Source organism: Tardiphaga sp. P4_G1, assembly GCF_056401215.1.
Map to the genome: position 1 here is coordinate 110559 of NZ_JBFUJU010000004.1, position 14347 is coordinate 124905.

Sequence of the window (14347 nt, forward strand, 5' to 3'; positions counted from 1 at the left end):
TTCTTACTTGGCCGGGACGAACGCGCCCGGCGGCACATGGCCATCGACATAGGCATGATACAGCGCATCGAGCTGCACCCACAACACATTGGTCTTGAAGATCAGTGCATTGCAAACCGCGCGGCGCTCGGCCGGGGTGTTGGCGTGCTGCTTGACGTAATCCAGCGCAAAGCCGGCATCGCGCGGCGCCTGGGTCAGGCGGCGGCTGAAATAGCTCATGATGTCCGGATTGACGAAATCATAATGCTTCAGCATGCCAGAGATGCGCTCTTCATGCAGGTTGGGGGCGAACAGTTCCGTCAGCGACGAGGCGATGGCCTCGAGCGGCGTCTTGTCACGCACGAAATGCACATAGGCCTCCACGGCGAAACGCGTCGCCGGTAAAATGCCTTCGGTGGATTCCACATAGGCTGAGTCGAGACCGAGCCCTTCGGTCAGCTTCAGCCAGCGCTCGATGCCGCCTTCGGCGCCGGTATCACCGTCGTGATCCTCGATGCGGTGCCGCCATTCCACGCGTGTCGCCCGGTCGCGGAAGCGCGAGATCACCACGGCGTCCTTGATGGGGATCGTGCTCTGATAATAGTAGCGGTTCAGCGCCCAGGCCTGCACCTGGCCCTTGTTGAGCTTGCCGCCGTGCAACAATTTATGAAACGGATGCAGGCTGTGATAGCGCGTCGCGCCGATATGGCGCAGCGTCTCTTCGAGTTGCGCGGCATTGTCCAGCGGCACGCCTGGCGAAATCGAATAGGCGGAAATGGCGTTGGCGCCGATCATGTTTGCACTTGTCATGGTAGCACCTGGGGCGTTCACAGCGTGATCTCCATGCCATTGCCGGGGATTTGCCAGCCGGCGGTGGTCAATGCGGCGCGCTCGGTGGAATCATGCAGCAGCGCCGGGTTCGAATTGTTGATGTGCAGAAAGAACTTTCTGGCGATGCCGGCATCGGCCAGTTCGCTGATCGCGCCATCCGTGCCGGACATCGACAGATGCCCCATGCTCTGGCCGGTCTTATGGCCCAATCCTGCGGCGATCAATTCGTCGTCGCGCCACACGGTGCCGTCGAAGAACACCAGCGGGGCGCCGGAGATGCGCGTCTTCAGTTCGGGCGTCACCCGCGCGCAGGCCGCAATGAAATAGAAATGCTTGCCGGTGGCCTTCTCGGCAATCCGCAGACCCAGCGTATCGCCGTCGCCATCCTCACCGGCCGGATGTGCCTGGCCTTCGAGATACCACGCGCTTTTGCCGGGCACGACGAAAGGCAGCACCTCCAGGCCGGACGGCGCGCCATCCTGCAGCTTCGGTTCGAAAGACGTATCAATCTCGATGGCGTCGCGGCGCACGTTCTTGTCCGAGAGCACGTTGAAAATGCTGTTGGCTTTCAGGATCGCCAGCACACGTGTGTGCGCATAGATTGTAAATGGCGAACCTTCCCGCATCGACAAGAGCCCGGCCACCGCATCGACCTCGCCATTGGTGAGGATCACGCCCGCGATCGGCGAGTGTCTGACATGATCGGGGTGGGGGTGAAGCTGGGGCGTATCGGTGACCTGTTGTCGCAGGTCGGGCGAGGCATTGATCAGGAACCAGTTGGCATTGTCGGCCGACACCGCGATCGAGGCCTGACCGCTCCGCAAGTCTGGCCGCTCATCGCGCGCCGCACGACAAATCCGGCATCCGCAATTCCACTGCGGAACACCGCCGCCGGCCGCGGCTCCAAGAACGACAACACGCAACATGAGATCGCCCTGAATCCCGGCCAATTAGCGTCTCGTAAAAAGACGCGGGGCGCCTGTCGTCGACGAAGGCGCCCCCAAAACTTAGCTTGAGCTCAAGTCTTACTTGCGCGCCGCGCAGGCGTACATGTTGATTTCCATGCCGACTGCAACTTCGACGATCTTCGGTGCTTTCCAGGCCATATTTCTCTCCCGCTTATCTGCAGTCAGGTACTGCATAACCATAACTCTATTCCCTGCTCAAAGGTTCGCCAACAACTTCGTCATCACAATGTGAAGCGATAGGGGTACAATATGCGTGCAATGCACAATCGGTTGCGCTGCAACATTGCAATGGCGAGAACGTTCCATAGATAGCGAAGGCCTTTGGTTGAAAGGCATTGATTCGTACTCAGCCCGCCGCATCTTCCGGGATATTCGCGTGGTCTGAGGTCTTCTGCGTCCGCGCCCAAGCCGAGTGCCAAGAGAATTGCCATGCCGCTTTATTTCTTCAACACACGCATCAACGACGAGCTGGTGGTCGATCCCGAAGGCGAGGAGCTGCGGGATCCCGATCATGCCTGGGATGTGGCGCGGTCGATGATCCTGCAATTGCTGCGCTCCGAGGGCACGCCGAGCGATCTGCTCAAAGCGGTGCTTGAGGTGACGGACAAGGACGGCGAGATCGTGCTTGAATTTCCGTTCACCGAAGCACTGCTCGATGCCACCGATGAGTCCGCAACGCGGCACTAGAGCGTTGTCGAGCGAAGTGGGCACTGGTTCGCGTCAAGAAAACGCGTCAATACACAACGCTAGAGCCTCGGTTCTAACTCTATCAGAACCGAAAAGGCTTTAGCCGATTGCGGGAATCCGCACAGGCTTGCTCGCGCGTGATGTTTTGATTGCGCAGCGACATAAAAATATCCAACAGTGCGATCCGGAAAGCCTCGGGGGCGGCGCATCTCATGCGCTGCGAGCAGAGAAGGCTTCCGTAAAAAGGGGAGAGATCCATGAGTGTCTACACGTCCGCGCGCCGGGCATTGCTTGCCGGTGCGTTCATCGGTGTCTTTACAAGCGGCGCTTTTGCCCAGCAGTCCGATACATCACCTGCAACACCGGCTCCTGCAGCCACGCCAAGTGCAGCTCCAAGTGCAGCGCCTGCTGCTCCCGCAGCGGCTCCTGCACCGGCACCAGCCGCCCCGCAGGCTGCCGCTCCGGCACCTGCAGCAGCGCCAGTCGCCGCCGCGGCGCCTGCGCTGCCGCCCGGCTCGCCGCTGATCGGCCGTCCCGATGGCGCTGCCGCAGCCAAGCTCGCGCCCGTCGCGCCGCCGCCGATTCCGTCCGCCGCCGACAAGCTGCCGACTGCGAAGCTGAAGGTGCCCGCGGGCTTCAATATCGAGGTTTACGCCGCCGGCATGGCCAATGCGCGCTCGATGCGCGAAGGCGACAAGGGCACGGTCTTTGTGGGTTCGCGCCTGGTCGACAAGGTCTATGCCGTCATCAACAAGGACGGCAAGCGCCAGGTAAAGGTGCTGGCCTCCGGCCTCTATCGCCCGAACGGTCTCGCCTTCAAGGACGGCACGCTCTACATCGCGGAACTGTCGAAGATCTCGAAGATCGACAAGGTGGAAGACAATCTCGAAAATCCGCCGAAGCCGGTGATGATCTACGACAACCTGCCGAAGGATGAAGCCCATGGCTGGAAGTTCATCGGCATCGGCCCCGACAACAAGCTCTATGTGCCGATCGGCCAGCCCGGCAACAACGTGCTGCATGACGAGGCTCATGGCCAGATCCGCCGCATGAATCTCGATGGCACCGGCGCGGAAATCTATGTGAAGGGCGTCCGCAACACCGTCGGCTTCGACTGGAATCCGACCACCAAGCAGATGTACTTCACCGACAATGGCCGCGACTGGATGTCGGAGGCGGTGCCGGAGGATGAACTCAACCGTGTCACCAAGGCGGGTGAAGATTTCGGCGCGCCATATTGCCTGCAGGGCAATATCCTCGATCCGGAATTCGGCTGGGGCAAGTCCTGCGCCGACTACACCGCGCCGGTCGGCCTGCTCGGGTCGCACACCGCGGCGCTCGGCATGCGCTTCTACACCGGCAAGATGTTCCCGGCCGCCTATAAGGATGCGATCTTCATCGCGCGCCATGGCTCCTGGAACAAGACTCAGAAGCTCGGCGGAGACGTCGTTGTCGCGAAGCTGAACAAGGACGGCACGGTGAAGTCCGTCGAGCCGTTCCTCACCGGCTTCATCGAGGACAACAAATATGTCGGCCGCCCCGTCGACGTGCTGCAGATGAAGGACGGATCGCTGCTGGTCTCCGACGACTGGAACGGCGCGATCTATCGCATCACCTATGGCAAGCAGAAGGTGGCGGACAAGAAGTGACGACGTTTTCTCACCTCTCCCCGCTTGCGGGGAGAGGTCGACTGCAACGCGCGAAGCGCGTGAAAGTCGGGTGAGGGGGACTCTCCACTTGCTCCGAGCGCGGTGAGAGTCCCCCTCATCCTCACCTTCTCCCCGCAAGCGGGGAGAAGGAATTCGCCACGCCGGAGTTTCAGTATTCAGAAAGTTCAAAGCCGATGCGCCCGTTTGCCGTCATCGTAGCTCTTTTTCTCTCGACGTCCCCACTCTTCGCCGCCGAACCCATCACCGAGCGCGCCGCGCCGTGCCTCGCCTGCCACGGCGAGAAGGGGACCTCCGAAACCGAGAACACGCCGTCGCTCGGCGCGCAGCAGCCGGCCTATTCGCTGATCCAGATCTACATGTTTCGCGAGAAGCTCCGCGTCGCGGAGCCGATGAACGACATGGTGAAGGATTTTACCGACGACGACCTGCGCAGTTTCTCTGACTATCTCGCGACGCTGCCGAAACCGACAGCGCTGGAGGCGGGCGATCCCCAGGGGATCGCTAGCGATCCCGCGCGGATGCAGGCCGCCAAGGCGCTGACATCGCAATTTCGCTGCGATAGCTGCCACAACGCTGATTTCTCGGGCCGCGACAATATCCCGCGCATTGCCAACCAGCGCGAGGACTACCTCGCCAAGACCATGCGCGAATACAAGGACAACTCCCGCCACGGTTACGATGCCACCATGGCCGATGTGATGCAGTCGATCTCCGAAGCGCAAATCGTGGAGCTGGCTTATTTTCTCGCAAGGGTGAAGTGACGTSGCGCGGGCTCACCCGCGCGACGTCATTCCGGGGCAGGCCGGGCTGCACAGCGGACCGGAATGAGCCCGGAATCCCGACATGTTCAGCTCCCACTGTCATTCCGGGGCGCGGCTGGCACTTGCCGGACGCGAACCTCAGCCATTCCACTTGGAATGGTGGGGAATCTCGGAGTGTTTTGCGCTGAACATGCTGGGATTCCGGGTTCGCGTCCGGCAAGAGCCGGCCACGCCCCGGAATGACGAGTGTGGGGCGGCGAGCCAGCACCTAACATTTTTTCCTATTTCTTATTGACAATATCCCGCCATGGATTATTTTCCCCTTCGTCCGGCCCCGATGAGAGGGGCGAGCGCGATCGTCACGTTCGCGGGGCTGGATGCGGTGGACGCCGGAGATGCGGCGTTACGCGGTTCACGGGTGACGTCTGTCTTCGGGCAGGACGGATCTGCGCCAGCACTGCCACTGGCAAGGAGACGGCCGATCTTGGGATGGAAAGACTCCCTGGACAGTGTGACGGACGACCAAGTCAAAACGCGTTCGGCTTACTCGCTTGAGGCTACCCTGTCCCTCCGCCCTGGGACATTAATTTTGGTGATGGGACCGTTCGCCATGGCAGATGTGCAGGCAACCGAAAAAACACCGTATGCGGAACGTCGGGCACTTGCTCGGCGCCTCCGAAAGTCCTGATGCACTCTAGATTGCGGAAGACCGCATTCGCATCAGGCCCAAGGGTGCAACGGGCACCCGGCGTTCCGCACGCCCTCTCGATTGAGGGTGGGAAGGAATGCTCATAGCTCGGACGCTTCGGCGCCGCGAGACTGCGAAATCGTGCCTGATTGGCAATCTCCGGCCGCCTGCGTTAACAAGCGACAAGCAATGGAGCACTGCATGAACGATCTCTGGCGCCTGTCGGCAACTGACCTCTCCGCACTCATTCGCGACCGCAAGGTGTCCGCCAAGGAGGCGACGGTGGCTGGCCTCGCACGGCTCGATGCTGTGAACCCTGCCATCAATGCCGTGGTCGACCATCGACCCAATGAGGCGCTGGCACGGGCGGATGCGGTCGATGCGGCGATTGCGCGCGGCGACGATGTCGGTCCGCTCGGCGGCGTGCCCATCACCGTCAAAGTGAATATCGACTACGCGACCTATCCGACATCGAATGGCGTGAAGATCCAGAACGAGATCATCGCCAAGACCAACAGCCCGGTGATCGACAATCTGCTGAAGGCTGGCGCCGTCATCATCGGCCGCACCAATTGCCCGGCATTTTCCTATCGCTGGTTCACCACCAATCAGCTCTATGGTGATACCAAAAACCCGCGCGATCCCTCGCTGACGCCGGGCGGATCATCAGGCGGCGCAGGCAGCGCGGTCGCCGCCGGCATCGGTCATATCGCTCATGGTACCGATATCGCGGGCTCGATTCGCTATCCCGCTTATGCCTGCGGCGTGCACGGGTTGCGTCCCACGCTCGGCCGCATCGCGGCTTACAATCAGGCGCTGCCCGAGCGCATCATTTCCGGCCAGATCACCGCGGTGTCCGGCCCGCTGGCGCGCACCATCAACGATGTCCGTCTTGGCCTCGCCGCGATGTCGCAGCCCGACGCGCGCGATCCCTGGTGGGTGCCGGCGCCGCTCGAAGGACCGACGCGCGAGAAGCGTGCCGCCATGTGCTTACGGCCTGATGGTCTCGCCATCACCGCCGACGTCGAAGCTGCCGTGCGCGATGCCGGCAAGCGGCTGGAGCGGGCAGGGTGGGTCGTCGAGGAAGTCGAGAACACGCCGGCCCTGCGCGAGGCCGCCGCCTTGCAGACGCAGCTCTGGTTCGGCGATGGCTATCAGGGCATGCTGGATGCGGCCGAACGCGAGGGCGATCCCGCAGCACTGGTCTGTCTGCGCGGACAGAAGGACAAGCTCAAGGACTTCGAGAATGGCGGCCTGTCCCGCGCGCTGGTGCGCCGTTCCACCTTCGTGCGCGACTGGGAAATGTTCTTGCAGCGCTATGCCGTGGTGCTGATGCCGATGTCCGGAGAGCTGCCGTTCCCGGATCATCTGGATATGCAGGGCCAGGAAGGCTTCGATCGCGTCTGGGCCGCCCAGATGCCGCAGATTGGCATTCCCTTCATGGGCCTGCCGGCGCTGAGCGTCGCCACAGGCCTCGTCGGCCGTGCGCCGACCGGCGTGCAGGTCGTGGCCGGCCGTTACCGCGAGGATCTGTGTCTGCTGGCCGGCGAAGCCATCGAGGCCGGCGGTACCCCGCCGATGCCTTGCGACCCCGTGACGGCCTGAGAGGGATCAGTGTGATGACCGGCATCTCCGATTTTTCTGCGAACGCACTGACAGGTGAGCCTGTCGCGCTCAAGCAGTTCGAAGGAAAGGTGCTGCTGATCGTCAATACCGCCAGCGCCTGCGGATTCACACCGCAATATGCGGGGCTGGAGAAACTGCAGCAGGATTTTGCGCCGCGCGGATTTTCCGTGCTGGGCTTTCCCTGCAATCAGTTCGGCGCACAGGAGCCCGGCGACGCCAAGGCGATCGAGAGCTTTTGCGGGGCCAACTACCACATCACCTTCCCACTGTTTGAGAAGATCGACGTGAATGGCGCCGGGGCGCATCCATTGTATAATTACCTGAAATCTGAAAAGTCCGGATTGCTGGGTTCGGGGATCAAATGGAATTTTACCAAATTCCTGATCGACCGTTCCGGACGGGTCGTCGAGCGTTTTGCGCCGACCGCCAAACCTGAATCACTGCGAGAGAAAATCGAGGCGCTGCTATGACCGACAACACCAATGCATCAGCCGATCTGCCTGATCGCCTGTCCACCGATCCGCGAAGCCCGTTCTACAATGCCGAAGTGCTGCAGCGCGATGTCGGCATTCGCTTCAAGGGTGCCGAGAAGACCAATGTCGAGGAATATTGCGTGAGCGAAGGCTGGGTGAAGGTGCCCGCCGGCGCGGCAAAGGACCGGTACGGCAATCCGCTGCTGATCAAGTTGACGGGCCCGGTGGAGCCGTATTTCCGCGACTAAACGCACCAAAAGCGCCGAAAGCCCTGCTGCGGGAAGCTGCCCTGTTCGCGGCACGCGCTGACTAGCAAAAAGGCGTTGCCCGCATAAATTTGAAGCTTAAAGTAATTGCAGTTTCCGGCTACGCTGCGTCCGTCAGCATGATGGACACAGTCGGGCCGTCGTGATTGCAATGCGTGCATGGCAAATGAAGGACCGGGAATGCAGGTGGTGTCGCTACGTTCGGACGCTCACGCCGAGTCGGAACCTTTATCCGGCCGCAAACCAGCTTCAGCCATGATCGAGATCGATCACGTTTCGCAGCGCTTCCAGACCTCCGGCAAGCAAAGCCATCTGGCGCTGTCGGATATCAACCTCACCATCGAAGACGGCGCCTTCGTCTCGATCCTCGGACCATCAGGCTGCGGCAAGTCGACCTTGCTCTATATTGTCGGCGGCTTCGTGCAGCCCACCGATGGCGTCGCCAAGGTGAAGGGCAAGGCGATCACGGGACCAGGTCCCGATCGCGGTCCGGTGTTTCAGGAATTCGCGCTGTTTCCGTGGAAGAACGTGCTCGGCAATGTCATGTATGGCATGCGCCAGCAGGGCATGAAGAAGGCTGAAGCCGAAACGCGCGGCCGCAAGCTGCTCGAGATGGTTGGCCTCAAGGGCTACGAGAATTTCTATCCGAAAGAACTCTCCGGCGGCATGAAGCAGCGCGTCGCGATCGCGCGCACGCTGGCCTACGATCCCGCCGTGCTGCTGATGGATGAGCCGTTCGGCGCGCTCGATGCGCATACCCGCACGCGGCTGCAGAACGATCTGCTCGACATCTGGGATACGCAGCGCAAGACGGTGCTGTTCGTAACCCATTCGGTCGAGGAAGCCGTCTATCTCTCCGACAAGGTGATCGTGATGTCGCGCTCGCCGGGCAGTATCAAGGAAATCGTCGATATCGATCTGCCGCGGCCGCGCAAGCGCGCCGATCTGCTGCTCGACGCACGTTTCCAGAAATACATCGTCGATATCGAGAAGATGATCGACGACGGCAAGGACCATCTGTGATGACCGTGCGCGGGGTGCTCAAGACACTTTCGCCATTGTTCGCCTGCATCGGGTTGCTGTGCGTCTGGCAGATTGCCTCGCTGCGGCTGGATACCGAAAGCTTCCCAACGGCACTGGAGTCGATCAAGGCCATTCCGTCGATCCTCGGGGACAAGGGATCGCTGCTGAACATTCTCGATTCCATCCGTCGTATGGCCATCGGTCTCGTACTCGCAGTGATGTTTGCGATCCCGCTCGGTCTGCTGATGGGGCGCATCAAGGCCGTGGCGTCGTTCTTCAATCCGCTGATGATGATCATCTACCCGGTGCCGAAAGCGGCGCTGATGCCCATCATCATGCTGTGGATGGGCGTTGGCGACGTCTCCAAGATTCTCGTCATCTTCCTCGGCGTCAGCCTGCCGATCATCTATCACGCCTTCCAAGGCTCCAAGGCCGTCGAAGAAAAGATGCTGTGGTCCGGTGCGGCGATGGGCATGTCGGCGCCAATGCGCATGCTGCGTATCGTGTTGCCCGCAGCGCTGCCTGAAATTCTCACGGGCTGCCGCACAGGTCTCGTGCTGGCGCTGATCACCATGATCACCTCCGAGATGATCGCGCGCCAGTCCGGCGCCGGCAACATCCTGTTCAATTCGCTCGACATGGCGCAATACGACACGGTGTTTGCGATGATCCTGATCATCGGCGCCATGGGCATCATCTTCGATGCGGCCTTCGAGAAGCTTCGTCTGTCGTTGGTGCGCTGGTCGCAGCCGCGCGACGACATGCCTCTCAGCTTTACGTGAGCGCAACATGAACCAGGAACGCATCAATTCGGTTCTGCTGGGCATCACGCCGATCGTGCTGTTCATTGCGCTGTGGCAGTCGCTGATCTCGTTCGGCTTCGCGCCGACGAGCTTGTTGCCGCCGCCGGGCGCCGTGTTCGGAAAGCTCGCGAAGGACTTCTTCAACGGCGACTTTCTGCACGATATTGCCGCGACGCTGATCCGTCTCTTTGCAGGCTTCGGCATTGCCGTGGTCGTCGGCGTGTTCATCGGTCTTGCCGCCGCAGTTAGCCCGGCGGTCAATGCCGTGGTCAAGCCGCTGGTGCGCGTACTGGCGCCGATCCCGAAGATCGCGCTCTATCCGGCGCTGCTGCTGATCCTCGGCTTCGACCATGCCTCGAAGATCACGCTGGTGACCGCCGACGCACTGTTCCCGATCCTGCTGTCGACCTATTACGGCGCGTCGATGGTCGAGCAGAAGCTGATCTGGTCGGCGATGGCGGCAGGCACGCCGCGCTGGCAGATCCTGTTCAAGGTCGTGCTGCCGGCCGCGATGCCGTCGATCCTCACCGGCTGCCGCATCGGCCTCGTGATCTCCTGCATCGTGGTGTTCCTCGCCGAGATGATCACCTCGACCGATGGCCTCGGTCACATGCTCGTGCAGGCCGCGCGCACGTTCCAGACCGTGGACATGTTCGTGCCGCTGATCATGATCTCGATGCTGGGCCTGATCCTGAACAGCCTGCTGCACTGGCTGCGCAGCTATCTGCTGCGGGGCTTTCCGGAAGTCTAGTTTGCACGCCATTGCTCAAGTTCGTCATGCCCGGCCTTGTGCCGGGCATCCACGTCTTAGCGACATGTAAAGACGTGGATGGCCGGGACAAGCCCGGCCATGACGGCGTTTAAGTTGCGCGTGAATGCTTCAAAGCACCGGCGGCTTCTGCAACTGGAAGTGCTTAAGCAAATCCACAAACGCCGACAGCCGGCCCTCGCGATAGGCATCCACATCGAGCCCCTCGTAATTGAGAAAGCCTTCGCCGGTCTTGAGGCCGATCTTGCCCTCGGCCATGTTGCGGCCGACGATTTCCGGCGACGAATAGCGATCGTTGTTGAGCGCGCCGGTCAGGTACTTGCTGGCGTAATACAGAATATCGCCGCCGCCCCAATCGACGAATTCGAGAAGGCCCAGCACCGCGAAGCGGAATCCGAAGCCGTATTTGATCGCCTTGTCGATATCCTCGGGGCTGGCAACGCCTTCCTCGACCATGCGCGCGGCTTCGTTCATGGCCATCGCCTGGATACGCGGCACGATATAGCCGGGCGTCGCGGCGCAAACTACGGGAACCTTGCCGATGCCTTCGAGCATCTCCTTCACGCGTGCGGTGATTGCCGGATCGGTCTTCGCGCCCGGCGAGACTTCGACCAGCGGCACGAGATAGGCCGGGTTCAGCCAGTGCGCGTTGAGAAAGCGCTCGGGATGTTCGACGGCGCTGGAAATGTCATCGACGAGAATGGTCGATGTGGTCGAAGCGATGATCGGTGAGGGGCCTGCGAGCTTTGATGCGCGGGCCAGCGCATCGCGCTTCTGATCGAGCACCTCCGGCACCCCCTCGAAAATGATTGCCGAACTGCTCAGCGCAGCGCCTGCGCCGGCTTCCGGCACGACGCTGACGCGCGACACCAGTGTTTCGATATAGGCCTCGGTGAGCAGGCCGAAACGCGCCATACTGGCGAAGGTCTTGCGGATTTCGCCGAGCGCCTCGGCTTCCAGCGCCTTGAACTTGTCGGCGTCGCGCGCCTTGAAGTCGACGATCGCGACATTGTGGCCGGCATAGGCAAAGGCGACGGCAATGCCGCGGCCCATGCGGCCTGCGCCGAGACAGGCGATGGCGGGACGGGCGCTCATGCGGCAAAGCCTTCGCGCAGCAGCTTCAGCAGCCCGGCCTGATCGAGATCGCCGAAGCCGAGGCTTGCGAGCGTACGGCCGCCCTGCAGGAAATTCTCGCCGCAGATCGCGCCGCCGATGGCGAGGAACGCCTTGACCAGCGGCGTCTCCACGCCGGCAAGCATGGCACAGGACAGGAAGAACGAAAGGCCGGTGCGCAGATCCTCACGCATATAGCGATGCTCGGTGAGCACGATGTGCTCGCGCCAGTCGCCTGAATCCGTCAGGCGATCGTGCGAACCGCGGCCATACATCCACTCTTCGCCTTCCTTGGCGTAGTGATCCGCCAGCGGGAAATGCGCCCCGTCGTAACCGAAGGCTTCGCGGATCGCGATACGTTCGCCGTCGAGTTGGTCGGTGACGCGGCGGATCGCCAGCTGGGTGCCTTCCTTGTGAATGTCCCAGGTCGGAAAATGCTCAAGAGGGCCGGCATTCATCACGATCAGCGGCGGATGGATGATCGGACCGGCATTCATCAGTGCGCCCGACAACGCATCGCCGCATGGCTCGATGACACCGGGGAAGGCCTTGTCGATGACCTTGCAGGCATAGTCGGACATCGACAGCGGGAATACGCCGGTCGGCAGCCGCTTGGCGCGGATGGTGATGGCGACCTCGAACGGGCCGTGCTTGCGCGCAAGCCAGGGCAGCGTGCCCGTTTCGGCGAAGGCGACCTTGGCGGTGTTACCGGCATCATGCGCAGCCTTGGCGAAGATCATCGAGCCGAAGGTTGCGGGCGGCAGATAGACCACTTGGCCGTCCTTGAGGTGAGGCGCGATCCGTTTGGCGATATCGGGCTGCGCAAAGGCAGGCGCCGGGCAGAGGATCAGTTCGACATCCTTGATGGCCTCAGCAATATCGGTCGTGATCAGTGTCAGCTGGGTGTCGTGCGTGCCCTGGGCGTTCTTGACCTTGATGCGCGAGCCGGCCTTCTTGTGTTCGGCCACAGCTTCGGCATCGCGGCGCCACAGGCGGACGTCATGGCCCTGCAGTGCGAAATCACCCGCGGCTGCGAACGAGCCATTGCCGCCACCCAATACTGCGATCTTCATCTTCGTCCTCTAAGTTCTAGTGTAGGATGGGTAGAGCGAAGTGAAACCCATCGCTCTGTGCCGTGTCGTTGATGGTTTTCGCGAAGACGCTCTACCCATCCTACGAAGGATTGTCCTGCTTCAGTTTGAAATGCTGCACCTTGCCGAGCGCAGTGCGCGGCAGGTCTGTGACGAACACGATGTCGCGCGGCTGCTTGTAGCGCGCGAGCTGCGTCAGAACATGGGCCTTCAGCGCCTCGGCCGTCACGCTGCAATTTGGCCGCAGCAGGACATAGGCAACCGGGACTTCCTGCCATTTCGGATCGGGCACGCCGACGACGCCGCAATCGGCGACATCGGGATGTTCGAGCAGCACGCGCTCGACTTCGGCGGGGTAGACGTTTTCGCCGCCGGAAATGATCATGTTCTTCTTGCGGTCGTGGACCCAAAAATAACCGTCTTCGTCGCGCGTGCCGATATCGCCGGTGCGATACCAGCCGTCATGCAATGCTTCGCGCGTTGCGGCCTCGTTGCCCCAGTATTCATAGAACACGTTCGGGCCGCGCACAGCGATCTCGCCGGTGGCATTGGCGGGAAGCTCATTGCCGTTGTCGTTAATGATCATGGCTTCGCAGCACAGGCCGGGCAAACCCGTCGATCCCGTACGCGACAGGTCGCCGCCGAGCCGCGTATAGACCGAGATCGGACAGGTCTCGGTCGAGCCATAGACCTGCAGTACGGGAATGCCGCGCGCCGTCAGGCGTTCGATCAGATGCGGCGGTACGATGCTGGAGCCGGTGGAGACGGCCTTAAGGCAGGACACATCGGTCGCGGCCCAGCCGGGATGCTCGCTCATCGCCTGGATGATCGCGGGTACCCAGACGGTCAGGGTCGGTCGCTCCTGCGCGATTGCAGCCAGCGTGGAGTCCGGGGTGAAGCGCGCATGGATTGTCACGGTGGCGCCGTGATGCAGCGCCGGCGTCGTCTGGATGTTCAGGCCACCGACATGGAAGAATGGCAGCACGGTCAGGACGTGATCGTCCGATGTGAGGCCATGCATGTGCTGGCTCATCACGCCGTTCCACAGCAGCGCTTCCTGGCGCAGCACGGCGCCTTTCGGACGGCCGGTGGTGCCTGACGTGTAGACGATCAGCAGCGGGCAGGAGAGGTCGGTATGCGGATTGCGGCCGTCGCCGGACGCATGCGTTAGCAGATGGTCGAAAGTCTGGCCGGGTGCGGGTGGCGCGAAATCGAGCGCGATCACGCGCGTATCCGGTAAGTCCTTCGCAAGCGATGGCAGGATGGCCGCAAAGCCTTCTTCCAGCACCAGCACCTTCACGGAGGCGTCAGAGAGGATGAACAGTTGCTCGGCGACCGCGAGGCGCCAGTTCAGCGGCACCATGATCGCGCCGAGACGTGCGCAGGCATAGAGCAGCACCAGATAATCGGGCCGGTTCATGCTCAGGACCGCGACGCGATCGCCGCGACCAACGCCGCATTCCGCCTTCAGTGCCTTCGCCGTCGCCTCGATCCGCGCATTGAACGCGGCATAGCTGAGTGTCCTGCCCTCGAAATGAATCGCGGGCTTGTCCGGTGTGAATGCGGCATTGCGTGCGATGAGGCTGGAGAGATCCACGA

General features: G+C 61.8%; 15 protein-coding genes. 9 read left to right on the forward strand and 6 right to left on the reverse strand.

Going from position 1 to position 14347, the window contains the following annotated elements; all coding sequences use genetic code 11:
- Nucleotides 1–3: 3 nt before the first annotated feature.
- The 3 genes from pqqC to pqqA all read right to left on the reverse strand — a co-directional run bounded on the left by pqqC (nt 4) and on the right by pqqA (nt 1916).
- Nucleotides 4–774 (reverse strand): pyrroloquinoline-quinone synthase PqqC, encoded by a 771-nt coding sequence (gene pqqC, locus AC1DUY_RS10920; protein ID WP_420878663.1) that lies wholly within the window; start codon nt 772–774, stop codon nt 4–6.
- 32 nt (nt 775–806) lie between these two features.
- Nucleotides 807–1736, reverse strand: a complete 930-nt coding sequence (pqqB, locus tag AC1DUY_RS10925; protein ID WP_175367304.1) for a pyrroloquinoline quinone biosynthesis protein PqqB — start codon at nt 1734–1736, stop codon at nt 807–809.
- Between the two features lie 99 nt (nt 1737–1835).
- Entirely contained in the window at nt 1836–1916 is an 81-nt protein-coding gene (gene pqqA, locus AC1DUY_RS10930) for a pyrroloquinoline quinone precursor peptide PqqA (protein ID WP_089267584.1), read from the reverse strand.
- A 291-nt stretch (nt 1917–2207) separates the two neighbouring features.
- On the opposite strand from pqqA, the gene AC1DUY_RS10935 reads away from it, so the two are divergent.
- From AC1DUY_RS10935 to AC1DUY_RS10975, 9 genes are all read left to right on the forward strand, one after another.
- Nucleotides 2208–2465, forward strand: a complete 258-nt coding sequence (locus AC1DUY_RS10935; protein ID WP_089267437.1) for a DUF6894 family protein — start codon at nt 2208–2210, stop codon at nt 2463–2465.
- Between the two features lie 257 nt (nt 2466–2722).
- Entirely contained in the window at nt 2723–4114 is a 1392-nt protein-coding gene (locus AC1DUY_RS10940; protein ID WP_478114218.1) for a PQQ-dependent sugar dehydrogenase, read from the forward strand.
- A 194-nt stretch (nt 4115–4308) separates the two neighbouring features.
- Nucleotides 4309–4896, forward strand: a complete 588-nt coding sequence (locus AC1DUY_RS10945; RefSeq protein WP_439063282.1) for a c-type cytochrome — start codon at nt 4309–4311, stop codon at nt 4894–4896.
- Nucleotides 4897–5785: 889 nt separating this feature from the next.
- Nucleotides 5786–7189 carry an amidase family protein gene (locus tag AC1DUY_RS10950; protein ID WP_441232160.1) on the forward strand — a complete coding sequence of 468 codons (1404 nt, stop codon included), beginning with the start codon at nt 5786–5788 and terminating at the stop codon, nt 7187–7189.
- A 14-nt stretch (nt 7190–7203) separates the two neighbouring features.
- Nucleotides 7204–7680: a glutathione peroxidase gene (locus AC1DUY_RS10955; RefSeq protein ID WP_478114220.1), complete on the forward strand. Its 477-nt coding sequence runs from the start codon at nt 7204–7206 to the stop codon at nt 7678–7680.
- A complete protein-coding gene (locus AC1DUY_RS10960; protein WP_120288969.1) occupies nt 7677–7931 on the forward strand; it encodes a DUF3297 family protein in 255 nt (84 codons plus the stop codon). The genes AC1DUY_RS10955 and AC1DUY_RS10960 overlap by 4 nt, the downstream gene beginning before the upstream one ends.
- Before the next feature lie 198 nt (nt 7932–8129).
- Complete coding sequence (locus tag AC1DUY_RS10965; RefSeq protein WP_231081171.1) at nt 8130–8972, forward strand: ABC transporter ATP-binding protein; 843 nt, start codon at nt 8130–8132, stop codon at nt 8970–8972.
- A complete protein-coding gene (locus AC1DUY_RS10970) occupies nt 8972–9754 on the forward strand; it encodes an ABC transporter permease (RefSeq protein ID WP_439063285.1) in 783 nt (260 codons plus the stop codon). The genes AC1DUY_RS10965 and AC1DUY_RS10970 overlap by 1 nt, the downstream gene beginning before the upstream one ends.
- Nucleotides 9755–9761: 7 nt before the next feature.
- On the forward strand, nt 9762–10526 hold the full coding sequence (locus AC1DUY_RS10975; RefSeq protein WP_068732140.1) for an ABC transporter permease: 765 nt from the start codon (nt 9762–9764) through the stop codon (nt 10524–10526).
- 129 nt (nt 10527–10655) lie between these two features.
- Here AC1DUY_RS10975 and AC1DUY_RS10980 read toward each other — a convergent pair whose 3' ends face one another.
- The 3 genes from AC1DUY_RS10980 to AC1DUY_RS10990 all read right to left on the reverse strand — a co-directional run bounded on the left by AC1DUY_RS10980 (nt 10656) and on the right by AC1DUY_RS10990 (nt 14345).
- Nucleotides 10656–11639 carry a 3-hydroxybutyryl-CoA dehydrogenase gene (locus AC1DUY_RS10980; protein WP_478114223.1) on the reverse strand — a complete coding sequence of 328 codons (984 nt, stop codon included), beginning with the start codon at nt 11637–11639 and terminating at the stop codon, nt 10656–10658.
- Nucleotides 11636–12730, reverse strand: a complete 1095-nt coding sequence (locus tag AC1DUY_RS10985; protein WP_478114225.1) for an NAD/NADP octopine/nopaline dehydrogenase family protein — start codon at nt 12728–12730, stop codon at nt 11636–11638. Before AC1DUY_RS10985 ends, AC1DUY_RS10980 begins: the two co-directional genes overlap by 4 nt.
- 100 nt (nt 12731–12830) lie before the next feature.
- Nucleotides 12831–14345 (reverse strand): class I adenylate-forming enzyme family protein, encoded by a 1515-nt coding sequence (locus AC1DUY_RS10990; protein WP_478114227.1) that lies wholly within the window; start codon nt 14343–14345, stop codon nt 12831–12833.
- Between the last annotated feature and the right edge of the window lie 2 nt (nt 14346–14347).